Origin of the sequence: Pseudomonas frigoris, from assembly GCF_047758635.1 — a bacterium.
Taxonomy (GTDB): Bacteria; Pseudomonadota; Gammaproteobacteria; order Pseudomonadales; family Pseudomonadaceae; genus Aquipseudomonas; species Aquipseudomonas frigoris.
Map to the genome: position 1 here is coordinate 4,038,574 of NZ_CP180479.1, position 25,980 is coordinate 4,064,553.

At 61.6% G+C, this 25,980-nt stretch carries 22 protein-coding genes; 7 read left to right on the top strand and 15 right to left on the bottom strand.

Annotated features, from left to right (window positions below):
- Positions 1-18 precede the first annotated feature (18 nt).
- The 3 genes from uvrA to ACMXYH_RS18455 all read right to left on the bottom strand — a co-directional run bounded on the left by uvrA (position 19) and on the right by ACMXYH_RS18455 (position 5,929).
- Positions 19-2,649, bottom strand: a complete 2,631-nt coding sequence (gene uvrA, locus ACMXYH_RS18445; RefSeq protein ID WP_415764408.1) for an excinuclease ABC subunit UvrA — start codon at positions 2,647-2,649, stop codon at positions 19-21.
- 150 nt (positions 2,650-2,799) lie between these two features.
- Positions 2,800-4,911 carry a hybrid sensor histidine kinase/response regulator gene (locus ACMXYH_RS18450; protein WP_415764409.1) on the bottom strand — a complete coding sequence of 704 codons (2,112 nt, stop codon included), beginning with the start codon at positions 4,909-4,911 and terminating at the stop codon, positions 2,800-2,802.
- A 328-nt stretch (positions 4,912-5,239) separates the two neighbouring features.
- Complete coding sequence (locus tag ACMXYH_RS18455; RefSeq protein WP_134418196.1) at positions 5,240-5,929, bottom strand: GntR family transcriptional regulator; 690 nt, start codon at positions 5,927-5,929, stop codon at positions 5,240-5,242.
- Between the two features lie 140 nt (positions 5,930-6,069).
- On the opposite strand from ACMXYH_RS18455, the gene ACMXYH_RS18460 reads away from it, so the two are divergent.
- From ACMXYH_RS18460 to ACMXYH_RS18490, 7 genes are all read left to right on the top strand, one after another.
- Positions 6,070-7,155, top strand: a complete 1,086-nt coding sequence (locus ACMXYH_RS18460; protein ID WP_129443600.1) for an ABC transporter ATP-binding protein — start codon at positions 6,070-6,072, stop codon at positions 7,153-7,155.
- 1 nt (position 7,156) lies between these two features.
- Entirely contained in the window at positions 7,157-8,074 is a 918-nt protein-coding gene (locus tag ACMXYH_RS18465) for an ABC transporter permease (RefSeq protein WP_415764410.1), read from the top strand.
- Entirely contained in the window at positions 8,071-8,859 is a 789-nt protein-coding gene (locus ACMXYH_RS18470; protein ID WP_046048507.1) for an ABC transporter permease, read from the top strand. Before ACMXYH_RS18465 ends, ACMXYH_RS18470 begins: the two co-directional genes overlap by 4 nt.
- Before the next feature lie 37 nt (positions 8,860-8,896).
- Positions 8,897-9,949: an extracellular solute-binding protein gene (locus ACMXYH_RS18475; RefSeq protein ID WP_415764411.1), complete on the top strand. Its 1,053-nt coding sequence runs from the start codon at positions 8,897-8,899 to the stop codon at positions 9,947-9,949.
- Between the two features lie 169 nt (positions 9,950-10,118).
- Positions 10,119-11,315, top strand: a complete 1,197-nt coding sequence (locus ACMXYH_RS18480; protein ID WP_415764412.1) for an amidohydrolase family protein — start codon at positions 10,119-10,121, stop codon at positions 11,313-11,315.
- A complete protein-coding gene (locus ACMXYH_RS18485; protein ID WP_415764413.1) occupies positions 11,312-12,799 on the top strand; it encodes an amidohydrolase family protein in 1,488 nt (495 codons plus the stop codon). The genes ACMXYH_RS18480 and ACMXYH_RS18485 overlap by 4 nt, the downstream gene beginning before the upstream one ends.
- Positions 12,800-12,811: 12 nt before the next feature.
- Positions 12,812-13,474, top strand: a complete 663-nt coding sequence (locus ACMXYH_RS18490; protein ID WP_129443589.1) for a flavin reductase family protein — start codon at positions 12,812-12,814, stop codon at positions 13,472-13,474.
- Positions 13,475-13,611: 137 nt separating this feature from the next.
- Here the strand turns inward: ACMXYH_RS18490 and ACMXYH_RS18495 are convergent, their stop codons facing one another.
- The 12 genes from ACMXYH_RS18495 to ACMXYH_RS18550 form a co-directional block, all read right to left on the bottom strand.
- Complete coding sequence (locus tag ACMXYH_RS18495; RefSeq protein WP_134418154.1) at positions 13,612-14,271, bottom strand: DUF799 domain-containing protein; 660 nt, start codon at positions 14,269-14,271, stop codon at positions 13,612-13,614.
- Positions 14,268-14,612 (bottom strand): DUF4810 domain-containing protein, encoded by a 345-nt coding sequence (locus ACMXYH_RS18500; protein WP_371925536.1) that lies wholly within the window; start codon positions 14,610-14,612, stop codon positions 14,268-14,270. The genes ACMXYH_RS18495 and ACMXYH_RS18500 overlap by 4 nt, the downstream gene beginning before the upstream one ends.
- A 60-nt stretch (positions 14,613-14,672) precedes the next feature.
- Entirely contained in the window at positions 14,673-15,347 is a 675-nt protein-coding gene (locus tag ACMXYH_RS18505; RefSeq protein ID WP_165353332.1) for a CsgG/HfaB family protein, read from the bottom strand.
- A 206-nt stretch (positions 15,348-15,553) separates the two neighbouring features.
- Positions 15,554-18,652, bottom strand: a complete 3,099-nt coding sequence (locus ACMXYH_RS18510) for an error-prone DNA polymerase (RefSeq protein WP_415764415.1) — start codon at positions 18,650-18,652, stop codon at positions 15,554-15,556.
- Positions 18,628-20,043, bottom strand: a complete 1,416-nt coding sequence (locus ACMXYH_RS18515; protein WP_415764416.1) for a Y-family DNA polymerase — start codon at positions 20,041-20,043, stop codon at positions 18,628-18,630. Before ACMXYH_RS18515 ends, ACMXYH_RS18510 begins: the two co-directional genes overlap by 25 nt.
- Positions 20,044-20,050: 7 nt before the next feature.
- Complete coding sequence (gene imuA / locus ACMXYH_RS18520) at positions 20,051-20,668, bottom strand: translesion DNA synthesis-associated protein ImuA (RefSeq protein ID WP_415764417.1); 618 nt, start codon at positions 20,666-20,668, stop codon at positions 20,051-20,053.
- Positions 20,668-21,285: a transcriptional repressor LexA gene (gene lexA / locus ACMXYH_RS18525; protein WP_415764418.1), complete on the bottom strand. Its 618-nt coding sequence runs from the start codon at positions 21,283-21,285 to the stop codon at positions 20,668-20,670. The genes imuA and lexA overlap by 1 nt, the downstream gene beginning before the upstream one ends.
- A gap of 170 nt (positions 21,286-21,455) precedes the next feature.
- Positions 21,456-21,731: a DUF971 domain-containing protein gene (locus ACMXYH_RS18530; protein WP_415764419.1), complete on the bottom strand. Its 276-nt coding sequence runs from the start codon at positions 21,729-21,731 to the stop codon at positions 21,456-21,458.
- Positions 21,728-22,690 carry a HEAT repeat domain-containing protein gene (locus ACMXYH_RS18535; protein WP_415764420.1) on the bottom strand — a complete coding sequence of 321 codons (963 nt, stop codon included), beginning with the start codon at positions 22,688-22,690 and terminating at the stop codon, positions 21,728-21,730. Before ACMXYH_RS18535 ends, ACMXYH_RS18530 begins: the two co-directional genes overlap by 4 nt.
- Entirely contained in the window at positions 22,687-23,535 is an 849-nt protein-coding gene (locus ACMXYH_RS18540) for an ABC transporter ATP-binding protein (RefSeq protein WP_415764421.1), read from the bottom strand. The genes ACMXYH_RS18535 and ACMXYH_RS18540 overlap by 4 nt, the downstream gene beginning before the upstream one ends.
- Entirely contained in the window at positions 23,535-24,317 is a 783-nt protein-coding gene (locus tag ACMXYH_RS18545) for an ABC transporter permease (protein WP_415764422.1), read from the bottom strand. The genes ACMXYH_RS18540 and ACMXYH_RS18545 overlap by 1 nt, the downstream gene beginning before the upstream one ends.
- 136 nt (positions 24,318-24,453) lie before the next feature.
- The gene (locus tag ACMXYH_RS18550) at positions 24,454-25,866 is read right to left on the bottom strand and encodes an ABC transporter substrate-binding protein (RefSeq protein ID WP_415767723.1); all 1,413 of its coding nucleotides are present in this window, start codon (positions 25,864-25,866) and stop codon (positions 24,454-24,456) included.
- Positions 25,867-25,980: the final 114 nt, after the last annotated feature.

The window sequence follows — 25,980 nt, forward strand, 5'->3', positions numbered from 1 at the left end:
AGGCTGCGATCTTTTGATTTACCCTAGGGTTCTGGCCAAAAACGGTGCGGTCCGGCTCTTTTTGCTGTTGGCGACTTTCTGTGGCGTGCCACTGACGACTATCTTCCCGCCCTGATCCCCCGCCCCCGGGCCGATGTCGATCACCCAGTCACTCTGCGCCACCACGCGCATTTCATGTTCGACGACGATCACCGTATGCCCCGCCGTCACTAGCGTATTCAACTGTTCGAGCAAGCGATCTACATCCCTTGGGTGCAAACCGGTGGTGGGCTCGTCGAGCACATACAGCGTGGCCCCGCGCTGGTTGCGTTGCAGCTCGGTGGCCAGTTTGATCCGCTGGGCTTCACCGCCCGACAGCTCGGTCGCCGGCTGGCCGAGGCGCAGGTAACCCAGGCCGATATCGCGCAGCACCTCCAGAGAACGACGAATACCCGGTTGCTCGGTAAACACCGTGACCGCTTCGTCCACCGTCAACTGCAACACCTGGGCGATGTTCAACCCTTGCCAGATGATTGCCAGCGTCTCGGGGTTGTAACGCGCGCCGTGACAGGTCGAGCACGGTGCATAGACGCTGGGCATGAACAGCAATTCGACGCTGACGAAGCCTTCACCTTCGCACGTCGGGCAACGGCCCTTGGCAACGTTGAAGGAAAACTGACCCGCGTCGTAACCCTCGGCCTGCGCCTCCGGTATGGCTGCGTACAGTTTGCGTACGTTGTCGAACAGCCCGGTGTAGGTCGCCAGGTTCGAGCGCGGTGTGCGGCCGATGGGTTTCTGGTCGACTTGCACCAGGCGCTTGATCGATTCCAGTCCCGCCGAGACCTGACCGCCGCTGACTTGCGGTGCGTCGTCCTCAAGGCTCAACGCTTCGGGTTCGCTGTCACTTGCCGCGCGCCCGAGATGTGCGCCCACCAGCTCCAGCAGCGCCTGACTGACCAGACTCGATTTACCGGAACCGGAGACGCCCGTCACCGCGGTAAAACAGCCCAGCGGAAACTCGACGCTGAGGTTGTTCAGGTTATTGCGAGTGATGCCTTCCAGCCGTAGCCAATCGTTCGCCTTGCGGCTGGCTTGGGGCTGAGTGACCTGCTCGGCGAACAGATAAGCGCGCGTCTGCGAGTTCGTCACCTGCGCCAACCCTGGCGGCGGTCCGCTGTACAGGACTTGCCCGCCATGCTCGCCGGCCGCCGGGCCCACGTCGATCAACCAGTCGGCGCGACGCATGGTTTCCAGGTCATGCTCGACCACGAACAAGGTGTTGCCGGCAGCCTTCAGGCGTTGCAGCGCTTCGAACAATGCTTCGCCATCCGCAGGGTGCAGACCGGCCGACGGTTCATCCAGCACGTAGATCACGCCGAACAGCTGCGAACCCAATTGTGTCGCCAGACGCAGACGCTGCAACTCACCGGACGACAGCGTCGGCGTGCTGCGTTCCAGCGCCAGGTAACCGAGCCCCAGATCGGTCAATGTGCTGACCCGTTCCAGCAAGTCCTGAGCGATCCGCTGCGCGGCCAGGCGTTTCTCCACTGACAGGTTCGGTGTGTGGCGTACATCCGGCGCGTTGGCGTGACCACTGGCGCCGTGGGCCACTCGTTGCTCGCGGGCCACGCGGGTCTGGTCGTGCGTCAATACCTCACCCGCCGCCTCGGTCTGTTCGAGGTAGCTGTGAGCGGCCACTGGTTTCAAGACTTCGGCCACTTGCAGCAACGGCATCTGCGACAGTTCGCCGATGTCGTAACCGGCAAAGGTCACCGACAACGCCTCGCGCTTGAGCCGTTTGCCATCGCACAACGGGCACGGGCTGCCGAGCATGAATTGCGAGACGCGCTTCTTCATCAGCGCGCTTTGGGAATGGCTGAAGGTGTGCAGGATGTAGCGCCGGGCGCCGGTGAACGTGCCCTGGTAACTCGGTTCCATGTTGCGTTTGAGCGCAATTTTGGTTTCTTCGGGAGTGAGCCCGGCATACACCGGCACCGTGGGTGTTTCTTCGGTGAAGAGAATCCAGTCGCGCAGTTTTTTCGGCAGATCGCGCCAGGGTTTATCGACGTCGTAACCCAAGGTCACCAGGATGTCGCGCAGGTTTTGTCCCTGCCAGGCGGTGGGCCAGGAGGCGACCGCGCGCTGGCGAATGGTCAGGCTCGGGTCCGGGACCATCAGGGCTTCGGTGACTTCATACACCCGCCCCAGCCCATGACATTCGGCGCACGCGCCCTGGGGCGTGTTGGGCGAAAAATCTTCCGCATAGAGCATCGGTTGCCCCGGCGGATAACTGCCGGCCCGGGAGTACAGCATGCGGATCAGGCTCGACAACGTCGTCACGCTGCCCACCGAAGAGCGCGTGCTCGGCGTACCCCGTTGTTGCTGGAGCGCCACCGCGGGCGGCAAGCCTTCGATGGAATCGACGTCCGGCACCCCGACCTGATCGATCAGACGCCGCGCATAAGGCGCCACGGATTCGAAATAGCGGCGTTGCGCTTCGGCGTAGAGAGTCGAGAACGCCAGCGACGATTTCCCCGAACCGGACACGCCAGTGAACACCACCAGGGCATCCCGGGGGATGTCGACATCGACGTTTTTGAGATTGTGTTCCCGGGCGCCACGCACCCTGACCATGCCTGAGGGAGGATTGGTAGTGCGCTTGGATGTCATGAGCGGCCTTAAAGGAATGATGTGGATGAACGCGATACAAATGTAGGAGCTGCCGCAGGCTGCGATCTTTTGATCTTGATCCTGGCAATGTCAAGACCGCCATAAGATCAAAAGATCGCAGCCTGCGGCAGCTCCTACAGGGGGCTGTTCTCAGCCGTTTAGCACGGTGCGGACCATTTGGGTCAGCGCCTCGGGACCATAAGGTTTGCTCAGCAAGTAAGTGTCGGGGCTGAGTTGGTGATTGCGCGAAATAATGTCACGGGTGTGGCCCGAGGTGAACAGCACGGCCACCGGCGGCGTCTGCACCTTGGCCCAGGCGGCCAGGTCCGAGCTTTTGATCAGGCCGGGCATGACCACGTCGGTGAAAATCAGGTCGACCACGGCGCCATCCAGCAACATCTGCATCGCGGCGTCGCCGTTGGCCGCCGTCAGCACTTGATAACCCTCTTCACGCAGTAACTCCACCGCTGCGCTGCGCACCGCCTCGTTGTCCTCGACCACCAGAATGGTTTCGTGTCCGCCTCGCTGTTGCGGGTCATGACGTGTCGTTTCGTTGAGCATCGGGCGCAGGCTGCGAGGGAAATACAGCTGCACTCGAGTGCCCTGCCCGACCACGCTGGAAATCTCGATATGCCCACCACTTTGCTTGACGAAACCGAACACCATGCTCAGGCCCAGACCCGTGCCCTGGCCATCGGCCTTGGTGGTAAAAAACGGTTCGAAAGCCTGCGCGAGCACCTGCGGCGACATGCCGATACCCCTGTCAGCCACCGCTACGCAGACATAGTCGCCGGCGACGATGCCCTTGCCTGCACAAAACTTGCTGTCAAGGGCGATGTTCTCGGCGCTCAGGTCAATGGTCCCCTCGCCGTTCATGGCGTCCCGGGCATTGATCGCCAGATTGAGGATGGCGTTTTCCAGTTGATTGTGGTCAACGTAGATGTGCCAAAGAGCTTCCGCAGCGGTGAAGTTGATCTGAATGGTTTCCCCCAGCGCCCGCTGCAACAATTCCCCGAGTCCATCGAAGACCTGCCGCAGGTCGCAGACCGCTGGCGACAAGGGCTGACGACGGGCGAACGCGAGCAATTGCGAAGACAGTTTGGCGCCGCGCTCGACCGCGGCAATCGACGCACTGACGCGGCGCTGCACGTTGGCATTGTCCGGCTCATGCCGCGCCAGCAAGTGCAGGTTGCCGGCGATCACCTGCAACAAGTTGTTGAAGTCATGGGCCACGCCGCCGGTGAGGCCACCAATGGCTTCGAGTTTCTGCGATTGACGCAATTGTTCTTCAGCGGCCAACCGCGCCTCGACTTCGTCGGCAACGCGTTGCTCCAGATTGCGGGTGAACTTGAGCAGGGATTCTTCGGCGGTCTTGCGTTCGTGGATGTCGATCAACACCCCGGGAAAACGGAACGGTTCGCCCTGCTGATTGAACTCGCAGCCACCACTCGCCTGCACCCACAGATAACTGCCATCCGGGCGCAGGACCCGATACTCGGCGTTAAAGGGTTCGCCGGTTTCCACTGATTGGTTGATCTGCTCCTGCACCCAGCTGCGGTCATCGGGATGGATCCGTGCTTCGGCGATGTCCGTTGGCAGGTCGGCCAGGTTCTGCTCCGGCGGGTACGAAAAGGTGCGGGCGAAACGCTCGTCACCGGAGAGCGCATTGCCCTTGATGTCCCAGACGAATGAGCCGAGCAAAGCCCCGGCATTGAGCGCCAGGCGCACCCGTTCGTTGTCGGCGTGATAGGCGTCCTCGGCGGCCTGACGACGGCGTTCGGAAATCACATGCTCGGTGGTCTCGACCACTATCGCCATGACCCCGGCCGGTTTCCCGTCGTCATCAGCGACCGGGCTGTAATAGAGGTCCAGCCAGACGTCTTCGGGAACCCCGTCGCGCAGCAACTCCAGGACTTTGTTGCGATAGGACAAGGTGCCGCCGGCCAGGCAGGTATCGACCACATGCCGATTGAAGTCGGCGACTTCCGGCCAACCCAGTTCCACCGGGGAACCCAACAGGTAAGGATGGCGGCCACCGGCGAACGTCGAGTACGCGTCGTTATAGATCATGTAACCCTGCCGGCCCCATAGCATCACCATCGGCAGTGGCGACGCGAGCATCAACTGCACCGCGCTGCACAGGCTTGCGGGCCAGGTGTCCATGTCCCCAAGCTCAGTCAGGCTCCAGTCGAACGCGCGGATGCGCCCAGCCATTTCACCGTTCCAGCCTGCACACCCATGGCTATCGTCTAGAAACTGCATCGACTGACTCTGTATCCCTGTAGATGACTGGCTTAAGGGATCGCAACGGCATGAGGACGGTGCGTGCCCGTTTGTTTCGAGCACCGCCGTCGCCAATGGTTTCATAGAGGTTAGCTGATTCACCTCATCCAGGCTTTTGTGGCGAGGGAGTTTGCCCTGCGGACGAACCTTGTAGCAGCTGCCGAGCCTGCGAGGCTGCGTTCGGCTGCGAAGCAGTCGTAAACCCTGCATGCGAGTTTGTCCTGACACACCGAGGTGTTTGATTTCACGACTGCTTCGCAGCCGAACGCAGCCTCGCGCAGCTCGGCAGCTGCTACGGATCTCGCGACTAAACCTCGATCAGGTGCTTGAGTGGGTGGTAGCCGGTTTTCAACGTGGCGGCGACGTCGAGAATGGCCTTCTCGATGCCATTCAAATGCATGCAGGTCAGTTCGATCGCAGCGCTCTGATTACCGGCTTCGATGAACTCGATCAACCGCAGGTGTTCATCATCGCGGCAGGCTTCATGACTGTCGTCATCCAGCGCAGCGGCGTACAGCGAGGCGCGGGAAATCAGCTTGCGGAACCAGTCCAGCAACACCGGGTTGTTCAGGCTTTGCGCGAGCTTGATGTGGAACTCTCCAAGCAGATGAATCAACCGTTCATGATCGCCGCTGCGGTGCGCTTCATCCTCCAGTAACAGGTGATCACGCAGGTCCTGGGTCACGGCAGTATCACGACGACGACAGAGCTCAGTGACGATGCCGATCTCGATCAGGCGCCTCGTTTCAAACAGCAAGCGGATCTCCTCATCACTGGGCAACGACACCGACGCTCCTTTGTTGGGCTCGGTGGTGACCAGGCCATCGGCCTCCAACTGTTTGAGCGCGGCACGAACCGACGTTCGGCTGACATTAAAAAGTTCGGCCAATGAGGCTTCGCCGAGCTTCATCCCGGGACGCAATGAACGTTTGCTGATCGCCTCGTAAACCCCTTGGTAGACGCGGTCGACCGTGGTCTCGAGTTTTTTCTCGGTCATCTGAACACTCCTTTAGCGCTAAACAACCGGCCCCAGGCGATGAGCAGCCTTTGAAAAAGGGGGTTGCACGAGCAGATTAATCCGGTTATTTCTAGATTGCATCCAAATATTGCATACAATAATTAGAGGAATGCACCAACATGGGTCATCCAACAGCGATTGAAGTGCGTAACGTCTCCAAGCGGTATTCCGACGATCCGGGGCTGGCTCCAGCCCTCGACAACGTTTCAGTCGACATTGCCGACAATGAATTCTTCACCCTGCTCGGCCCTTCCGGCTGCGGCAAGACCACTTTGTTGCGGACCATCGCCGGCTTCGAACAGGTCAGCGAAGGCGAGATTCGTCTGGCAGGCGAACCGGTCAATGATTTGCCACCGTTCAAGCGCCGGGTCAACACCGTCTTCCAGAGCTACGCGCTGTTTCCGCACATGAGCGTCGCGCAGAATATCGCCTTCGGCCTCGAGATGCAGGGTCTTGATCGCAAGCTCATCCCGCAACGGGTCGATGAGATGCTCGCGCTGGTGCAAATGCAACACCTGGCCCAGCGCAAACCGGCCGAGCTGTCCGGCGGCCAGCAGCAGCGCGTAGCCCTGGCCCGGGCCCTGGCGCCGAAACCCAAAGTGCTGTTGCTCGACGAACCGTTGTCGGCGCTGGACTTGAAGCTGCGCAAGGAAATGCAGGTCGAACTCAAGCGCGTACAGAAGGAAGCCGGGATCACCTTCATTTTCGTCACCCACGATCAGGAAGAAGCGCTGACGCTGTCCGACCGCATCGCCGTGATGTCCGCCGGCAAGATCCTGCAAATCGGCACACCGAACGATATCTACGAACGGCCGCAGCATCGCTTCGTTGCTCAGTTTATCGGCGACATTAACTTCCTCCCCGGTCACCTCAAGCGCGGCCAGCAGAACGAAAAACTGTTCGTGCCGAGCGGCATGCCAGTGGAAATCCCTTGCCCGGCTCAAGGCTTCGACGGCGCCAGCGTGCAACTGGCGTTCCGTCCGGAACGTTCGCAATTGGTCGACCCGGCGCAACCGCATCACCTGCGCGGCGTGATTGAAGCGGTGTTGTATGTCGGCACCGCGACCCTTTACCAGTGCCGGTTGAACAACGACATCAAGGTCATGCTACGCGAGAACAACGAAGGCCTGAACCGCGGCCGGGTGGTCGGCGATCGCATCGCGGTCAACCTGCCGCCCCACGCCTGCCTGTTGATGGAGGCCTGAGATGAGCGTCAGCAGCACTTCTCCCGCCCTCAACCGTGCGCTGTTGCTCAGCCCGGTGGTTCTGACTTTGCTGGCGCTGATCGCCATTCCGCTCGGCATCATGGGCTACATCAGCCTGTTGCCGCGCAATGTGTATGGCGGCGTCGACTGGCAGGCCAACTGGCAATTGCAAAGCTACGTGCAGCTGTTTTTCCAGGAAGGTTTCGACGGTGAACTGGAACTGAACTGGGTCTATGCCCAGGCGCTGTTGCGCTCGGTGTTCCAGGCCGGTGGCACCACGTTGCTGTGTTTCCTGTTCGGCTACCCGGTGGCGCTGTGGATGTCGAGCCTGACACCGCGTCGGCGCAACCTCATGGTGTTGCTGATCACCATTCCGTTCTGGACCAACCTGCTGATCCGCAACTACGCCTGGCTGATCATCCTGCGCGAACACGGCTGGGTCGCCCAAAGCATTAATGCGCTGTTCCCGCAGGCGGGCGGCATCACCCTGCTCTACAACGACTTCGCGGTCAGCGTCGGGCTGGTCTACAGCTTCCTGCCGTTCATGATTTTGCCGATCTACTCGACCCTGGAAAAACTCGACTGGCGTCTGGTGGAAGCGGCTTACGACCTCGGTGCCAATCGTTGGCACGCGTTGCGGCGGATCATCCTGCCGCTGTCGATGCCCGGCGTGATTGCCGGCGCGCTGCTGGTGTTTGTGCCGAGCCTCGGTGCCTTCATCACCCCGGCGATTCTCGGCGGCGGCAAGACGCTGATGATCGGCAACCTGATCCAGCAACAGTTCGGCACCGCGCGTAACTGGCCGCTGGGCAGTTCGCTGTCGTTCCTGTTGCTGGGGATTCTGCTTCTTTCGCTGGTGGGTTACGCCCTCTATAGCCGCAGCACCGCTAAAACTCTGCGTCGGGGAGCCACCGCATGATCGCCCTGCACCTGAAAAAACTGCCCCTGACCCGCGAAGTCAGCCTGTTGATCCTGGCCTATCTGTACGTGCCGATATTCGTGCTGATCGCCTACAGCTTCAACGCCAACCGTTCGGCGACGGTGTGGACCGAGTTCTCGTTCGCCTGGTACGGGCGGATTCTGGCCAACCCGTCGATTCAGACGGCGGCGCTGAACTCGATCATCGTCGCCGGCATCGCCACAGTCTGCGCCACGGCCATTGCGTTGCTCGCAGCGCTGGCGACGTACCGGCCGTTCTATGGACAGAAGATGGTCGAGGGCGGGATCAACCTGCCGCTGATCCTGCCGGAGATTGTCACCGCCGTGGCCACTCTGCTGCTGTTCATGGCGCTGGGGATCAAGCTCGGTTTGCTGACGGTGATTGTTGCGCACATCGGCTTCTGCATTCCTTTCGCCTACCTGCCGATCCGTGCACGGCTCAATGACCTCGACAAGAGCTTGCTGGAGGCGGCGAACGATTTGTACGCCAACCCGTGGCAAGTATTTCGTCGAGTGACGCTGCCGCTGCTGTGGCCGGCAGTGTTGTCCGGTTCGGTGCTGGCGTTCGTGGTCAGCCTCGACGATTTCATCATGACCTTCTTCGTTGCCGGACCCGGTTCGACGACGTTGCCGGTGTACATCTTCTCGGCGATCAAGTCCGGGGTAACACCGGAGATCAACGCGATTTCGACCCTGATGCTGGTGATTTCCATCGTGCTGGTGGTACTGGCCTTCTGGCTGGGACAGCGCGGCAAAAACCAATGAGCCTTTGTCCTTCGTGGTACTTCTGGAGCGTACATCTATGAACATCAAAAGCATGCGTTTCGCTGTCGCCGGTCTGGCCCTGAGTTGCTTCACGGCGTTCAGCGCCCAGGCCGCCGAACCTAAGGAATTGTTCTTCTACAACTGGACCGACTATTACCCGGTGGAACTGCTGGCCAAGTTCGAAAAGGAGACCGGGATCAAGGTCACCATGGACGGCTACGACAGCAACGAAACCCTGCTGGCCAAGTTGCAGGCCGGCGGCGCGGCGTACGACGTGATCGTGCCATCGCAGTCGATCATGCGCACGTTGATCAACCAGAACCTGCTACTGCAAATCGACGCGTCGACCCTGCCCAACTTCCAGTACGTCAAACCGGCGTTCCGTGATCCGAGTTTCGACCCCGGTCGCAAGTTCTCCGCCCCGTACCTGTGGGGCACCACCGGGTTTTCCTATGACAGCGCACGGGTGCCCGGCGGCAAGCTGGACGATTCGTGGAAAGAGTTCTTCGAACCGCGCAAGGAACTGGAAGGCCAACTCGCCGCCCTCGACACCTCCAGCAGTGTGATCAACGCCGCCAGCCATTACCTGAACGTCGACGAATGCAGCGAAAACCCGCAGGACGCCAAGCGCATTCTGGAGCTGCTGCAAAAACAGAAACCGCACTTGAAGATGTACAGCTCGGACAACACCGTCGACCGCATGGCCTCCGGTGAAGTGATCATGATGCAGAACTGGAACGGTTCCACCGCCCGGGCCACGTTGCAAAAAAGCACCATCAAGTACGTGTACCCGCGCGAAGGCCTGGCGATGTTCCAGGACAACTTCGCCGTACCGAAAAGCGCCCCGCACCCCGGCAACGCGAAGATCTTTATCGACTGGATGATGAAACCGGAAAACGCCGCCGCCGTGTCCAACGCCATCGCCTACGACAACGGTATCCAGAGCGACAAGCTGATCGATGCCAAATGGCGGGTGATGGACGCGATCAACATGCCCGATGAGTTCGCCTCGCGCCTGCGCCCGGAAAAAGAGTGCAGCAACAAGGCGCGCGAGCTGCAGGACCGGATCTGGTCGAAGCTCAAGGGTTGATTGGCTGGCTTTAAACCGAGTCGCGGCCATCGCGAGCAAGCTCGCTCCCACAGGGTATTGGGTTGTTCACACATTCCATGTTCAACACAAAACCACTGTGGGAGCGAGCTTGCTCGCGATGAGGCCAGCACAGGCACCGATGCTCTAAATTCTGAAAAAGAGGTATGCAATGACTCAACCCCGCTGGCTACGCAACGTGCGCCCCTACGGCTCCACCGCCGAAGACCTGCTGATCGAAAACGGCCTGTTCAAGCAACGCCGCCCGGCATCGACCACTGCCCTCACCACCACCGACATCGACGGCCAAAACCAGCTCCTCACCCCTGCCCTGGTTGAAAGCCACGTCCACCTCGACAAAACCCTCTGGGGCCAACCCTGGCGTGCGAACAGCGCCGGCCCGACGCTCAAGGACTACATCGCCAACGAGCGCCGCGTGCTGCGTGAAGTCAACGCGCCCATCGCTCAACGCGCTGGCGCCCTGCTGGAAAACTGCATCGCCCGTGGCTCGCTGACGATGCGTTGTCACGTCGACATCGACCCGGAATTCGGCCTGCGCCATGTCGAGGCCATGCAGCAACTGCGCGAAGGCTACCGCGACCTGATCGACCTGCAACTGGTGGTGTTCCCGCAAACCGGCCTGATCAGCCGCCCCGGCACCGCCGAACTGATGCGCGAAGCCATGGCCCTGGGCGTGGAAAACGTCGGCGGCCTCGACCCGTGCGGCATCGACAACGACCCGATCGCACAGCTCGACTTCGTGTTTAAGCTGGCCAGTGAATTCAAGCGTGGCGTCGACATTCACCTGCACGACAAGGGCGAACTGGGCCTGTGGCAGATCGCACTGATCGCCGACTACACCGAACGCTTCGGGCGTCAGGGTCGGGTGATGATCAGCCACGCCTACTGCCTTGGGATGTTGCCGTGGAGTCAGGTCAAACCGCTGGCCGAGCGTTTGGCGGCCTTGGGCATTTCCCTGATGAGTTCGGCACCGGCCGATTGCGCGGTGCCACCGTTCCTCGCCCTTCGTGAGACCGGGGTGAACGTGTGCCTGGGTTCGGACGGCATTCGCGATGCCTGGTCGCCCATGGGCAACGGCGACATGCTGGAACGGGCGATGTTGATGGCCTTTCGTTTCGACTTGAACAAGGACGATGAACTGGCGGCGGTGTTCGAAGCAGCGACGGTGAATGGTGCTCGGGCGTTGGGCTGTGAAGGTTATGGAGTGCAGATCGGTGCGCCAGCGGACTTTCTGCTGATGCCGGTGCAGACGCTGGGTGAGGCGGTGGTGTCGCGACCGGTGCGGCAGGTTTATCGCTGTGGTGAGTTGATCGCCTCCGGTGGCCGACTGCTGGAAAGTCGCTTGTGAAAAGGATTGGATTGAAAGCCAGTTGCGTGGTCGGGTTCGACGGCACCCAGCATGTGCTGTGGCGCGACGGCGAAGTGGTGTTCGAAGGTTCGCGCATCGTGTTTGTCGGGCGCGATTATCCGGGGCCGGTGGATCAGTGGGTCGATTACGGCAACGCGTTGATCGGTCCGGGCTTCATCGATCTGGATGCGCTCGGGGATCTTGATTCGACGGTGCTGACGCTGGACAACGGCGATGAACTCGACATGGGCCGGATGTGGTCCGAGGACTATCTGGCGAGCGGTCCGCGGGAAAGTTACAACCCGGATGAAGAAGTCTTCAAATACCGCTACGCCTTCACTCAGTTGATCCGCAACGGCATCACCACCGCCATGCCGATCACCTCGATGTATTACCGCGAGTGGGCCGAGACTTACGACGAGTTTTCTGCGGTGGCCGGTGTGGCTGCCGAGCTGGGGCTGCGGACTTACCTTGGCCCCTGCTACATGAGCGGCATGAGTTACTGGCGCGCCGATGGAACCCTCGGGCATCACTGGGATGAAGCGCGGGGCATGGCCGGGCTCGATGCGGCTGTGCGGTTTTTCCATGATTTCGACGGTGCGCACGAGGGTTTAATACGCGGTGCGCTGCTACCGGACCGCATCCAGACCTGCACCCCAGCCCTGCTGCAACGCACCGCCGCGCTCAGCCGGGAACTGAACGCGCCGATGCGTTTGCATTGTTGCCAGGGGCTCGGTGAGGTGGCGATGGTCGAGCAACTGCGCGGTACTTCGCCGCTGGGCTGGTTGCAGCAACTGGACCTGCTGACCCCGCGCAGTCTGCTGCCACACGGCATCTACACCTCAGGCGATGACGATCTGCAACGCGTGGTGGATGGCGGCGCGAGTCTGGTGCATTGCCCGGTGGTGTTTGCCCGTGATGGTGAGGCACTGAACTCTTTCGGTCGCTATCGGGCCAAGGGCGTCAACTTCGCCTTGGGCACCGACACCTGGCCGGCGGATTTGCTGGAAAACATGCGCCAGGGTCTCAACATCGCGCGATTGATGGAGGGCGGGAACTTGCTCACCAGCACCCTGGATTTGTACAACGCCGCCACCCTCGGCGGCGCCAAGGCCCTGGGTCGCGATGATCTGGGTCGTTTGGCGCCGGGCGCCAAGGCCGACATCACGGTGTTCAGCCTTCGCGGCCTGCATTTGGGGCCGCTGTTCGACCCACTGAAAAACCTGGTATTGGCCGGGCGTGGTGACGACTGCATCGCCAGCTACATCGACGGCCGCTGCGTGATGCAGGACGGTCAGGTTCAAGGCGTCGACTACCCCGCCCTGCAACGCCAGGCCCAACAACAATTCGAAAAACTGATGCGCAGCCACAGCGACCGGACCTTTGGCCAACCGGACTGGAAAGACCTGTTCAAACCGTCCATCCCGTTCGCTGACGACTACAGCGCACGCGCGCCGCTGAGCGCGATTGATCCCCTTCTTTAGAGAATTCTGCCCATGCAAAGCTTCGACTTCAGCCAATTGAGCCCGCGAGACAAATACAAGATTTTGATCGGTAGCGTGGTGCCACGGCCGATTGCCCTGGTCACCACCATCGACGGCGAAGGTCGGATCAACGCGGCGCCCTTCAGCTTCTTCAACGCCCTCTCGGCCGACCCGCCGATCCTCGCCTTGGGCGTGGAAAACTACGGCGATCAAAGCCCCAAGGACACCACGCGCAATATCCAGCTCAATCAGGAATTCACCGTGAACATCGTCAGCGATGCCCTGGTGGAAGCCATGAACGTCTGCGCCGTGCCGTTCGCGCCCGGTTTCGACGAACTGACTGCTGCGGGCCTTACTGCCATTCCCGGGACCACGGTCAAATGCCCACGGATTGGCGAAGCTCCGGTCGCGTTGGAGTGCCGAAGGATGATGGCGCTGTCCATCGGGCAGTCACGGGAGATCATCTTTGGCGAAGTGCTGATGGCCCATGTGCGGGATGAATTGATCGACCCGAAAACCTTGTATATCGATCAGTTGGGGCTGGATGCGATTGGCCGGATGGGTGGGCATGGGTATGCGCGTACGCGCGATTATTTCGATTTGCCGACACGGTCGTTGCAGGCCTGGACGGAGGCGCCGGGGGGTGGGGAGCGGTTTTGGCCAGAAGCCAAATAGAACTCTGCCCACGTACCCAAACCCTGCAGGAGCTGTCGAGTGAAACGAGGCTGCGATCTTTTGACTTTGCTTTTAAAAAACAAGATCAAAAGATCGCAGCCTCGTTTCACTCGACAGCTCCTACGGGATTGCGGACATCAGTCAGTGCCGTATTTCGGCGAACGCGGTCCGTACAGCAACCCCGCCGGTTGTCCTGCCGACAGCAGCCGAGCGCTGGTCACACCGGCAATCGGGTGACCGGCATCGGTTGAACTGTTGATCACTTGCTTGACCGCAGCCGTAATCAGCATGCCAATCAAACCACCGCCACCGTTATTGCCACCCTCTTCGCTCGAAGCCCGAGCCGAGCCGGTCCACAGGGTGGTGCCGCTCTTGAGGTCCACCAGTTTCGCGCTGGCCGTAACCACGGTTTCGCTGTTGATGATCATGTAGCGAGTGCCATAGTCCGTCACAGTGATGTACAGCGCAGCATCGGCACCGAAGATTTCTTGCAGTTTGTTGGCCGGTGCCTGATGGATATCCGCCGGTGTGGTCAAGCCATTCTGGCGGAACGTCTCATCGACCAGGGCGATCGGCAGCACGTAGTAACCGGCTTCAGCCAATGGGTACGTGACCTGCGACAACAGGCTGTAGGACGCCTTGACGTCCGGCGAGTTGTTCAGCGGCGGCAGCACCAGAATGGTTTTCGGACGACTTTGCTTGTATGCCGAATAGTCCACGGTCTTGGGACTGACGCAACCGCCGAGTACCGCCAGAGCCAGTAGCCCGGCCATCAGTTTCAATGAGCGCGCGATCATTGGGTGTCTCCGGTCTTGGCGTTTTTAAGCAGAAAGTCCATGTACGGCGTCGACTCGGGGAACAACGTCTTCTCGGTTCTGAATTGCTGCACCATCTGATCGTCCTTGCCCATGCTCAGGTACAACAACCCCAAATGAGCGTGGTAGCCAGGCGGCGGCGTCTTGCCGGTGGACCTGATTTTCTGCAGGTCGCGCTCCAGGGCTTCGGCCTGAGCTTCCTTGGGCTCTTCACCCTTGAAGTACTCGTAGACTTCCGGCTGGTAGCTTTCCCACTGGTAAAGGGTTTTCGGGCCGCTGTTGCAGCCGGCCAACAGGCCACTGACCAGCACGGTCGACGCCATCAGCGCCCATTTCGCATAAATCTTGAACATGCTTGTACCGCTCCTTGTCTTCGACCTTGATCAGTTGCCCGGTTTCCATGCACCGGCATTCATGCCGTCCACCAGACGATTGATCGCCTCGCGCATGGCCAGGTCGAGCACTTTGCCGTTGAGGGTCGAATCGTAGGCAGCGGTGCCGCCAAAGCCGATGACTTCACGGTTGGACAAGGCGTATTCGCCCGCGCCCTGAGTCGAATAAACGACTTCCGAGGTGCTGATGTTGACGATGTTCAAATTGACCTTGGCGTAGGCCACCTGGGTCTTGGCGCGACCGAGAATGCCGAACAACTGGTGATCGCCAGTCTCTTTGCGGCCGAATTCGGTGACATCACCAGTGACCACAAAGTCGGCCCCCTTGAGGCGCTGGGACTGGCCCTTGATCGCGGCCTCCTGCTGGATCTCGCCCATGTTGTCGCGATCCAGCACGCTGAAGCGGTTGGTTTGCTGCAAGTGAGTGATCAGGATGGTCTTGGCCTGACCGCCAAGGCGATCTACACCGTCGGAAAAGATCCCGCGCATGTAGCTCGAACGGTTGTCGAACTTGCCGACCGCCATGGGTACGCGAACGCCCGCATAAGCGAGGCTGGCGCTTTCGACCTTTTCTACCGGCAAGGCGCGCGAGCTTTCAGTCGCACACCCGGCCATCGCGCCCAAAACGGCAACCGCTGCCGCCGATACCAACATCCGAGAGATCATTCTCACTGTGCATTCCTTTTGAAAAACGGTTTATCCCGGCACGGCAATAGCTTGCCACTGCGGGTTGCAGCGGCAAAAAAGCGAGGGGGCATCAAATCGACAATCGACGTGCGGGACGTCGGCGGCCGGCATTATGCCAAAGTGCCACCATCGAAGACAGTATTAAATTATTCGGGCATCAACGCGTGGGAACGATCAGGTCGAGGTCAACGGAAATCCCGGCTGCGCACGCTGATGCCGTCGAGCAATGGGCTCAAATCGCTCAACCGTCCGGCAATCAAATGCCGCACCTCGCCTTCCTTTTCCCAGCGCCCGTCGACCTTGAGCAATTGCGAGCCGACCAATACCTGGCGCTGCCGGTCGGCCAGGTCGCGCCAGACGATGACATTGACGTTGCCGAACTCATCTTCAAGGGTGACAAAGGTCACGCCACTGGCGGTGCCCGGGCGCTGTCGTCCGGTCACCAGCCCGGCGACGCTGACCGGTCGTCCATGCTCGACCTCCAGCAGCTCCTTCGAACTGCGGCAGCGCCGGGCCTTCAATTCACCTCGCAACAACGCCAGCGGATGCGGACCGAGGGTGGTGCCGACACTGTTGTAATCGGCTAGCAGGTCCTCGCCAACGGTGGGTTTGGGCAATGACACCGCGCCCTCATCCTGACTCGGCAGACCGGCAAACAAGCCGAGCTGTTTCTGCACTCCTGCCACTTCCCAGCGCGCCCGATGACGGTCACCCGCCAGTCCACGTAGCGCACCGGCATCGGCCAGTTGCTCCTGGGCGCGGGCATCGAGTCGCGCCCGCTCGCCGAGGTCGGCAATGTCGATAAACGCCCCCTTCGACCGCGCGGATTCGATGCGCCGGGCATCGTCCTCGCGAAAGCCTTTGATCATCCGCAACCCCATGCGGATCGCCGGCTGGGCACCGGTGATCGGTTCCAGGCTGCAATCCCAGTCACTGGCGCGCACGTCCGCCGGGCGAATTTGCAAATGATGCCGGCGCGCGTCCTGCAGAATCTGGTCCGGGCTATAGAAACCCATGGGCCAGCTGTTGATCAGCGCACAGGCGAAGGCCGCCGGCTCGTGGCATTTCAACCAGCAACTGGCGTAGGTCAGCAAGGCGAAACTGGCGGCGTGGGACTCGGGAAAACCATAACTGCCGAAGCCTTTGATCTGCTCGAAAATCTGCGCGGCAAACTCGGCCGTGTAGCCGTTTTTCTTCATCCCGGCGGCCAGGCGATCCTTGTGCGGCTCCAGCCCGCCGTGGCGTTTCCAGGCGGCCATGGAGCGGCGCAACTGATCGGCCTCGCCGGGGCTGTAGTCGGCGGCGACGATTGCAATCTGCATCACCTGTTCCTGAAACAGCGGCACGCCCAGGGTGCGCTTGAGCACGGTTTCCAGCGCCGGGGACGGATAGACCTCGGGTTCTTCCTTGTTTCGGCGGCGCAGGTACGGATGCACCATGCCACCCTGGATCGGCCCCGGACGGACAATCGCCACTTCAATCACCAGATCGTAGAAGGTCCGGGGTTTGAGCCTCGGCAGCATCGACATCTGCGCCCGGGACTCGATCTGAAACACGCCAATGGTGTCGGCACGGCCGATCATGTCGTAGGTTTGCGAGTCTTCGGACGGGATCGTCGCCAGGCTCAGGTCCCGATGGCGATGACGGCGCAACAGATCGAAACAGCGGCGGATCGCACTGAGCATGCCCAACGCCAGGATATCCACCTTGAGCAGCCCGACGGCATCGAGGTCGTCCTTGTCCCACTGGATGATGGTGCGCTCGGCCATGGCGGCGTTTTCCACCGGGACCAGGCTGTCCAGAGGCTGCTCGGAAATCACGAAACCGCCGGGGTGCTGGGACAGGTGTCGGGGGAACCCGATCAGTTGCCCCGTCAGGCTCAGCACCCGGTGCAGCACCGGGCTCTCGGGATCGAACCCGCCTTCAAGCAGGCGTTCCACGGGCGGTGTTTCATCACTCCAGTGGCCACAGCAATCGGCCAGGGCGTTGATTTGATCCGGCGGCAAACCCAAGGCCTTGGCCACATCACGCACCGCGCCGGCCGCGTGATACGTGCTGACCACCGCTGTGAGCGCCGCGCGGGTCCGGCCATAACGCTGGAACACGTACTGCAAGACTTCTTCGCGACGCTCATGCTCGAAATCGACGTCGATGTCCGGCGGTTCGTTGCGTTCCTTGGAGAGAAAGCGCTCGAACAACAGCGTGGTGCGATCCGGATCGATTTCCGTGATGCCCAAGGCAAAGCACACCGCCGAGTTGGCCGCCGAACCACGGCCCTGACACAGGATTTTTTGCTCACGGGCGAATCGCACAATGTCGTGAACCGTCAGGAAATAGCTTTCGTAGCCCAGCTCGGCGATCAGCTCCAGTTCCTTGTCGATCTGCGTCAGCACCTGGGCCTGCGGGCCTGTTGGCCAGCGCCACGCGATGCCCTCTTCGGTCAGATGCCGCAGCCAGGATGTAGCTGTCTGGCCTTCTGGCACCAACTCCCGGGGATATTGATAACGCAACTGCCCGAGATCGAAAGTGCAGCGGCGGGCGATGTTCAGCGTTTCGTCGAGCAGTGTTTGCGGGTAGATCGATTGCAGAGCATCGAGACTGCGCACATGCCGCTCGCCATTGGGATGAAGGCGCAACCCGGCCTCCGCCACCGAAACGTGATGACGGATCGCGGTCATGGTGTCCTGCAAGGCGCGCCGCCCGCGAGCGTGCATGTGCACATCGCCGCTGGCCACTGCCGGAATCCGCAGTTCGCCCGCCAGGGTCAGCAGCGCAGCCAGCCGTCGGGTATCGTCCTGGCCGCGATGCAGTTGGACGGCCAGCCACAGGCAATCGACGAAGGTCTGTTTCAGCCAGTGGCCCTGTTCGAAGTCATCGACCGCGTCCGGCACCCACAACGCCAACAGCCCCGGCAAGGGTTCGCTGAAGTCCTCCCGCAGCACTTGATACTGGCCTTTCTGCGTGCGGCGCCGCGCTCGGGTAATCAGTCGGCACAGTGTCTGGTAACCCTCGATACTTTCCACCAGCAACACCAGTTTCGGACCGTTCTCGATGCGCACTTCACTGCCGATAATCAGCGGCAGCTCCACGGATTTGGCCGCTTGCCAGGCGCGGACGATACCGGCCAGGGTGCATTCATCGGTGATCGCCAGGGCCTGATAGCCCTGCTTTTTCGCCCGCTGAAAGAGTTCGAGGGCACTGGAAGCACCGCGTTGAAAACTGAAGTTCGACAGGCAGTGCAGCTCGGCATAGTCGATGCTCATGCGAACCAGCCTTGCAGCCACAACGGACCGTCCTCACCGACCGCACGATAGGCCCAGCCCTGCTGGCCGGAACGGGTTTCGATCAGGAAGTAATCGCGGCGCACATCGGCGCCGTCCCACCAACCGGACTCGATGCGTTCCGGCCCCATCAGGATGCGCGTCGAACCTTCGTGCACCGCCAGCGGTTCAGTCAGCAGCCAACCCGGACGTTGTACGGCAGGCAGCCCTGCACAGCGCTGACTGTCGACACTGGCCTGCCACGCGCATTCCGGCCGGTGATCGGCCTGGAACCGCAAACCCTGCACCGCGTCATCTCCCAACCGCGCGCGCAAGCGTTCGCGCAGTTGCTCCCACGGCAAGGATTGTTGCGGGCGGTCGTCGAACAGCTCCTGATACTGGGGAACGAAGGCCGGCAAGTCTTCGGCGCGCAGGCGAAAACCGCGCACCGGGGCCTCGACCTGGACGTGCTCCAACCGGCCCCGGGCCAGTTCAAAGAGCATCGCCGGATCACGTTCGGCGCTGAGCAGGCCGACCTTGATGACGGTGTCCGGCAACCCGGCGTGCTCCAAATGCAGGTCAAAACGCTGCACGCCGCTGTCCCGACCGCAAAGAAATGCCGACAGGTCACCGGTCAATCGGCGTAACGGAAACAGCAGCGCCTGATGGGACTGCACATCGAAGTTGAGCTCGATGCGCACATCGAACCGGTCCGCCGGCAGGTAGAACGCCAGCGCCAGCCGCCGTAACCCGAGCAAGGCGTCCAGATGCTTGAGCACCTGGGCCTCGAAACGCCGGGCCAGGCTATGGCGAGGCAACGCCTGAACCTGACTCAAGGTGCGCAGCCCCATGCGCGACAACGCGGTGGCAACGCTGGTTTCCAGCCCGATCCGGTCGATGGGCAACTGCCCTAGATGATGTTGCAAGGCTTGATCGTCGGACACCACCAGACCGTCATACGCGTTGGCCAGCACCCGTGCGGCCACCGGGTTGGGCGCGGCAACAATCCGATGGCGAAACCCCAGCTCGCCGAGTTCGGTCCGCAACCTCGCCTCGAATTGCGGCCAGGCGCCGAACAATCCCAGGCTGGACTCGATTTCAAACACCACCGCACGCGGGTAATGCACGCTGACTTGTGAACTGAATCGATAAGCCCAGGCAGCCAGAAACTGCTGCCAGTGCTCGATCTCGGCAGCGTCGTATTCAGCCGTGACAAACCCTTTGCTCAAGGCCTGGGCGGCGGTCATCGACTGGCCCGGACGCAAGCCCAGCACCCGGGCCGAAGCGTTGACCGCTTGCAACACCCGACGCTGGGCCGGGCCGGTCAGCAGCGCCAGCGGCTCATCGGGATCTGCGCGCTGACGCAGTACCGCGTCCAGCGCCAATTGCGGAAAGAGAATACACACCCAGCGCATGGCAACCTCAATGCCCCACGGGGAAGGCAATCGGCGCCGAACGCGCCAACCCGCCCCGGCACTTGAGTACGCGCAATTGCGCAGGCCTGGCATCGATGGCGATGCGCAGCGCCGCTGGCGAAGGGTTGACTGCCTCATTGATCGAGCGGTAGGCAAACGCCAGGGTCGAGCCGGTTTCCGCCGCCACCTGCAAGCGCCGCAGCGCCCGGTCATCGGCCTTGTGCGGCCAGCACAGCACGGCGCCGCAACTGCCCGAACGCAGGCATTGTTCCGCTGCCCACAAGGCATCGCGCTCGCTGGCCTGGATGATCGACAACTGACGCAGATCGACCCCGGCGCTTTGCCAGGCCTGGGGATAGGGCACGTAAGGCGGCGCCACCAGCACGATGCGCTCGCCCGCGGCGGACAACCGCGCCAGCGCTGGCCACACTAGTTGCAACTCGCCAACACCCTGCCCGGCCAAAAGGATTTCGGTCAGCGCCGCTTCCGGCCAACCGCCCGTAGGCAACGCCGCATCCAGCGCAGCATGCCCGGTGGGTTGCGGGCTGACGGCCGGTGGCGCAGGCCGGCCCTTCCAGACCTGGCCGCCATTGAACAGCGTATCCAGCGCAACGACGGCGCCCATCACCCTTGCCTCACCAGACCGCAGAACACCCCTTCGATGGCTAGGTCCTGATTGGCGTCGACGATGATCGGCTTGTAGGCCGGATTGCGTGGCAGCAATCGGACAACCTCGCCGACCCGTTCGAAACGTTTGATGGTGACTTCGCCGTCGAGCCGTGCGACGACGATCTGGCCGTTGACCGCCTCGGGATTGCGGTGCACGCCCACCAGATCGCCGTCGAGAATGCCGTCCTCGATCATCGAGTCGCCCTGGACCCGCAGCATGTAATCGGGCACCCGCGAGAAGATCGACGGGTCGAGCAGCAAGCGGCTGTGAACCTCGGCATCGGCACCGATCGGCGCACCCGCCGCCACCCGACCGAGTACCGGAATGTCCAGCAACTCGGGCCGCGCCGTTTGCCCGAGCAAACGAATGCCCCGGGCCTGATGCGCATTGACCTCGATAAAACCGGCCTCGGTCAGCGCCAGCACATGCTTGCGCGCCACGCTGCGGGAGGCGAAACCGAACGCCTCGCTGATTTCAGCGAGGCTCGGGGACTGGCCATGCTCGGCGATTCGATCGCGGATAAAGGTCAGGATGGCGGTACGGCGGGGAGTTAAAGTCGTCATGGAGTACATTTGTACTCTTTTGGCTTTTTTCTGGCAAGGACTTGTAGGAGCTGGTAGGAGCTGTGTAGGAGCTGTGTAGGAGCTGTCGAGTGAAACGAGGCTGCGATCTTTTGATCTTGCCCTTTAAAAACAACATCAAAAGATCGCAGCCTCGTTTCACTCGTCAGCTCCTACAGGTTTCAGGTCAGGCCAGAGAGGTAGGGCCAAGGGAAGATGCCGCGTTCGTGACCGTCGCTGAAGATCAGTTGCAGGCCGTAGCCCTGTTGGTTGAGTTCGATCACGCGGATGCGCTCATCGACTTTCACCGTCAGCCCTTGCAACCGAAACGCCCGGCATTGCGAGCACGGGCATTGGCGGCGCAACTCAACGTGGCCCAACAACTGCTCGCGACCATCCGGCCAGTTAAACCGCAGCTGCTGTTTACCTTGGGAATTGCCAATCGCCACCGGGTTCATTGCAGCTGACTCAAGGCGATGCGCACGGCTTTGCGCACTTCCGGGTCGCCGTCATCCTGGGCGGCCTGCAAGGGTGCGATGGCGCCTCGGTCGTTCAACTCTCCGAGCGCCAGGGCGGCCTCCTTGCGCAGGTTGCTGATGCGGTGGCCGAGGGTTTCGATCAACGCTTCAAGGGCCGGGACGTAACGCAAACGACCGAGGCTGCGGGTGGCGCGCAGGCGGACTTGCCAATACGCGTCGCTCAAGGCTTCGACCAAGGCCGGGCCGGCGTCGACGTGACCGACCTTGCCCAGCGTGGTGGCGGCTTCTTCGCGCACTTGCCAGGCGGCGTCCTGCAAGGCCTGGCGCAGCGCCGGCAGCACGTGGGCGTCGGAGGCCAGGCCAAGGGCACCGGTGGCAGCGCGGCGGACTTCGGTGTCCGGGTCGTCACTGGCCAATCGAGCAAGCGCCGGCAAGGCATCGAGTTGCTTGAGCCAGCCGAGTACACCAACGGCTTCGCGGCGAACACTGGCGTCTTCATCGCTCAATGCCCCTAAAGCAGCCGCGGCAGCATCGGGGAAGCGCAATTCACGCAAGGCTCTGAAAGCGGCGATGCGCACGTTGATATCGGCATGTCCGGTCCACGGCAGAATCACCCTGCCCGCCGCCTCGGTCTTGAGCAGGCTAAGGCTTTGCGCGGCGGCCGCTTGCACAGCTTGGGAAGGATCGGTCAGGGCCAGGCACAGCGCTTCGACCACAGGTGTGTCCTCCCAGGCTTCAAGCAAGCGTGCGGCTTCGGCGCGGACTTCTTCGGTCGGGTCTTGCGCCAGGCGATTGACCAGCCAAAGCAAACCGTCCGGCTCTTCAAGGTCGGCCAGTTCGATCAGGGCAATTCTGCGCACGCCGGGATCTTCATCCTTCAGGCGCGGTTGCAGGGCGAGAATGTCGTCGTTATCGGTTACATCGAATAGAGAGGTCATAGGGCAAATCGCGGCAGTTTGTTTTCAAGGGGAAGTCCGAGAGGGTTCAGGCGCGGTAACTGCCGACCGTCTTCGTGACGCAGCAACTCGAGGCAATGACGCTTCAAGCGGGAAAATTCGTGACTGGTGACCAGTTCGGTGGTGCGTGGCCGTGGGAAATCGAGACGCAGGTCTTCGATGATCCGGCCCGGGCGCGAACTCATGACCAGCAGCCGATCGGCGAGGAACAGCGCTTCATCGATGTCATGGGTGACGAACACCACGGTGGTGCGAATTCGCGTCCAGATGTCCAGCAGCAGCTCCTGCATGTTCAATCGGGTCAACGCATCGAGGGCGCCGAAGGGTTCGTCCATCAGCAACAGGCGCGGGCGGTTGATCAGCACCCGGGCGATTTCGACCCGTTGCTGCATGCCGCCGGAGAGCTGATCGGGCCAGCGCTCGGCAAACCCTTCGAGGCCCACCAGGGCAAGGATTTCGTCGGCAGCCTGGTGGCGTTCGGCTTTGCCGATGCCGCGCATTTTCAGGCCGAAAGCAACGTTGTCGCGCACGGTGCGCCAAGGGAACAGCGTGTGGTGCTGGAACACCATGCCCCGCTGCGGCGATGGGCCCAGGACCTGCGCACCGTCGACTTTCAGGGTGCCGGTTCGCTGTTGCAGGTGGCCGGCCAGCGCGCCGAGCAGGGTCGATTTGCCGCAACCGGACGGCCCGAGAATGCACACGAATTGCCCCGGCTCGATCTGGCAATCCAGACCTTGCACGGCTTCGAAGGCTTGCTTGTCCTCGCCGAGGACGATGGACAGTTGGCGGATGTCGATCCGTCCTTCAGGGGTTTGCATCACGCTCATCAGGCTTTTCCTCGTGGTCGGTGCCAGGGCGTGAACAGCCCGCCCAGACGTTTGATCAGCAGGCTGCTGCCCATCCCCAGTACGCCGATCAGCAACATGCCGACCACGATGTCGGCGTAGTTCTGGATGGTGTAGGACTCCCAGGTGTAATAGCCGATGCCGTACTGGCCGGAGATCATTTCGGCGGTCACCAGGCAGAACCATGAGGTGCCCATGCCGATCGCCAGGCCGGTGATGATGCTCGGCGCAGCGCCTGGCAGGATCACCTCCAGCAGAATCGCCCGGCGCCCTGCCCCGAGGCTTTTCGCCGAGGCGATCAGCCGTGGGTCGACGCCTTCGACGCCATGCACGGTATTGAGCAAAATCGGGAACAGTGCGCCGGTGAAGGTGATGAAGACCATCGACAGCTCTGACGAGGGGAACATCAGGATCGCCAGTGGAATCCAGGCCACGGCGGGGATCGGGCGCAAGACTTCCAGCGGTGGTAGCAGCAGGTCTTCGGCCCATTTAGAGCGACCGATGGCCAGGCCCAACGCGATGCCGATGATCAGTGCCACGAGGTAACCGGCGAAGACTCGGCTGAGGCTGCTACCGAGGTGTTGCGCGAGCTTGCCGGAGTCGCCGAGGCCGAGGGCGGCTTCGATGACCGCCAGTGGCGTCGGGACATTGGCGAAGGTGACCAGGCCGAGGTTCCAGTGGTGGCTGGCGGCGAGTTGCCAGAATACAAGGCAGAGCAGCAGTGAAGCGGCTCGGGGGATCCAGCGTAAATAGGATCTGTACACAATACTTCCTCTCAACCGAGATCCTGTGGGAGCGGGCTTGCTCGCGAATGCGATGGATCAGTCGACATCAATGTTGAATGAAAAATCGCATTCGCGAGCAAGCCCGCTCCCACAGGGGATTGCGGTGTTCCGGGGGTTAGCGGACGGCGACGGCTTGGGTGGTAGCGTCGGTGAAGTCGAAGACTTTTCCGCCCTGTGCCGTGGCGAATTGTTGGGCCTGGCCTTTGAGCAGAAACGCGCTGAGGCGCCCTTTCGCATCACTGGCAAACCACGCCTGATCCGCCAGCAACTTGATCCCGCTGTCACTCGCCTGGGCATACACCGCGCGGATGTTTTTGCCTTCCTGCTTCAGGCTGGCCAACGCGGTGAACGCCGACTCCGCCGAGGCGTACTGCCGAACCTTCGGCTCGCCACGCACCCAGATCTCCGCCACATGGCTGAAATCGGTGATGGCTTTGCCGCTCGACGCATCCACCGCTTTAAGCGGCGTCTGCGCGTAGTTGGCCAATTGCGCGGTGTAATCCAGCTTCGAGGCCTTGAACGCGGCGCGGATGTATTGGTCGTCGATGAAGGTATTGAGGTCCAACCCTCGATCGGCTTTTTTCAACAGTTTGAGAGTGTCGATGGCGGTCCCGACGGCCTGACGGTATTCCGGCTTCCAGCTCAGGTCGCGGGTTTGCACGCCCAGCGGACCGTGGAACAGGTAATTGACCTCGGCATCGACGCCGGTGACCTTGGCGATCAACTCGCTGTATTTCTCCGGCTCAGCCGCGAGCAACTGGTTGGCTTCAATGCTTGCACGCAGGTAAGCCACCACAATTTCCGGGTACTTTTTCGCGTAGGCCTGATCCACTAACGCACCGTGAAAAGTCGGCGCATTGGCCTGGGCGCCGTCATAGATCTTGCGAGCGAAACCACGGCTGGGGAACAGTTCGGCGAACGGCACGAAGTCGGCGTGGGCGTGGGCGTCGATCTTCCCGGCCTGCAAGGCCGAGCCGGCGACTTCCGGCGGCTGGGCGATGATGTTCACGTCTTTCAGCGGGTCCCAGCCTTGGGCAGCCACGGCCCGCAGCAACATGCCGTGCGCCGTCGAGGCGAACGGCACGGAAATGGTCTTGCCCTTGAGTTCGGCCAGCGACTGCACACTCGAGGCGCTCGGCACCACGATGCCGTTGCCACTGCCCTTGATGCTACCCGACAGCACGCTGATAAACAGGCTGTGCTTGCCCGCCGTTTCGAACGCCACACCGTTGAACGAACCGGGGAAATCGGCCATGGCGCCGAAGTCGAGTTTGCCGGCGACCATCTCGTTGGTCAGGGGCGCGCCGCTGGTGAAGTTCTTCCACTCCACCTCGTACTTGGCGTCTTTGTAGGGGCCGTCGTGGGGCAGGTATTTGTCCAGCAGGCCCAGCTCGCGAATCAACAGGCCGCCGGCGGCGCAGTTGATGGTGGTGTCCTGGGTGCCGATGGCAATGCGGATGGTTTCGGCCGACGCCGACAGGGTGAATGAGGCCAGTACCAGACCGGCAAATGCTGCACGCAGCAATATTGGCAAAGACATAGGTAAATCCCCTCGAATCATTTTTAGGATATTCGTCTCCGCCACGATCAGGGCGCGGTGGGAAACGAGGGGTGTTTGAATCAGGCGTCCGGTGGTTGCCGG

What these genes read in the sequence shown, in the direction of transcription:
- uvrA (WP_415764408.1), bottom strand. Translation starts at nt 2,649, where the DNA reads ATGACATCCAAGCGCACTACCAATCCTCCCTCAGGCATGGTCAGGGTG.
- ACMXYH_RS18450 (WP_415764409.1), bottom strand. Translation starts at nt 4,911, where the DNA reads ATGCAGTTTCTAGACGATAGCCATGGGTGTGCAGGCTGGAACGGTGAA.
- ACMXYH_RS18455 (WP_134418196.1), bottom strand. Translation starts at nt 5,929, where the DNA reads ATGACCGAGAAAAAACTCGAGACCACGGTCGACCGCGTCTACCAAGGG.
- ACMXYH_RS18460 (WP_129443600.1), top strand. Translation starts at nt 6,070, where the DNA reads ATGGGTCATCCAACAGCGATTGAAGTGCGTAACGTCTCCAAGCGGTAT.
- ACMXYH_RS18465 (WP_415764410.1), top strand. Translation starts at nt 7,157, where the DNA reads ATGAGCGTCAGCAGCACTTCTCCCGCCCTCAACCGTGCGCTGTTGCTC.
- ACMXYH_RS18470 (WP_046048507.1), top strand. Translation starts at nt 8,071, where the DNA reads ATGATCGCCCTGCACCTGAAAAAACTGCCCCTGACCCGCGAAGTCAGC.
- ACMXYH_RS18475 (WP_415764411.1), top strand. Translation starts at nt 8,897, where the DNA reads ATGAACATCAAAAGCATGCGTTTCGCTGTCGCCGGTCTGGCCCTGAGT.
- ACMXYH_RS18480 (WP_415764412.1), top strand. Translation starts at nt 10,119, where the DNA reads ATGACTCAACCCCGCTGGCTACGCAACGTGCGCCCCTACGGCTCCACC.
- ACMXYH_RS18490 (WP_129443589.1), top strand. Translation starts at nt 12,812, where the DNA reads ATGCAAAGCTTCGACTTCAGCCAATTGAGCCCGCGAGACAAATACAAG.
- ACMXYH_RS18495 (WP_134418154.1), bottom strand. Translation starts at nt 14,271, where the DNA reads ATGATCGCGCGCTCATTGAAACTGATGGCCGGGCTACTGGCTCTGGCG.
- ACMXYH_RS18500 (WP_371925536.1), bottom strand. Translation starts at nt 14,612, where the DNA reads ATGGCGTCGACCGTGCTGGTCAGTGGCCTGTTGGCCGGCTGCAACAGC.
- ACMXYH_RS18505 (WP_165353332.1), bottom strand. Translation starts at nt 15,347, where the DNA reads ATGATCTCTCGGATGTTGGTATCGGCGGCAGCGGTTGCCGTTTTGGGC.
- ACMXYH_RS18515 (WP_415764416.1), bottom strand. Translation starts at nt 20,043, where the DNA reads ATGCGCTGGGTGTGTATTCTCTTTCCGCAATTGGCGCTGGACGCGGTA.
- imuA (WP_415764417.1), bottom strand. Translation starts at nt 20,668, where the DNA reads ATGGGCGCCGTCGTTGCGCTGGATACGCTGTTCAATGGCGGCCAGGTC.
- lexA (WP_415764418.1), bottom strand. Translation starts at nt 21,285, where the DNA reads ATGTACTCCATGACGACTTTAACTCCCCGCCGTACCGCCATCCTGACC.
- ACMXYH_RS18530 (WP_415764419.1), bottom strand. Translation starts at nt 21,731, where the DNA reads ATGAACCCGGTGGCGATTGGCAATTCCCAAGGTAAACAGCAGCTGCGG.
- ACMXYH_RS18535 (WP_415764420.1), bottom strand. Translation starts at nt 22,690, where the DNA reads ATGACCTCTCTATTCGATGTAACCGATAACGACGACATTCTCGCCCTG.
- ACMXYH_RS18540 (WP_415764421.1), bottom strand. Translation starts at nt 23,535, where the DNA reads ATGAGCGTGATGCAAACCCCTGAAGGACGGATCGACATCCGCCAACTG.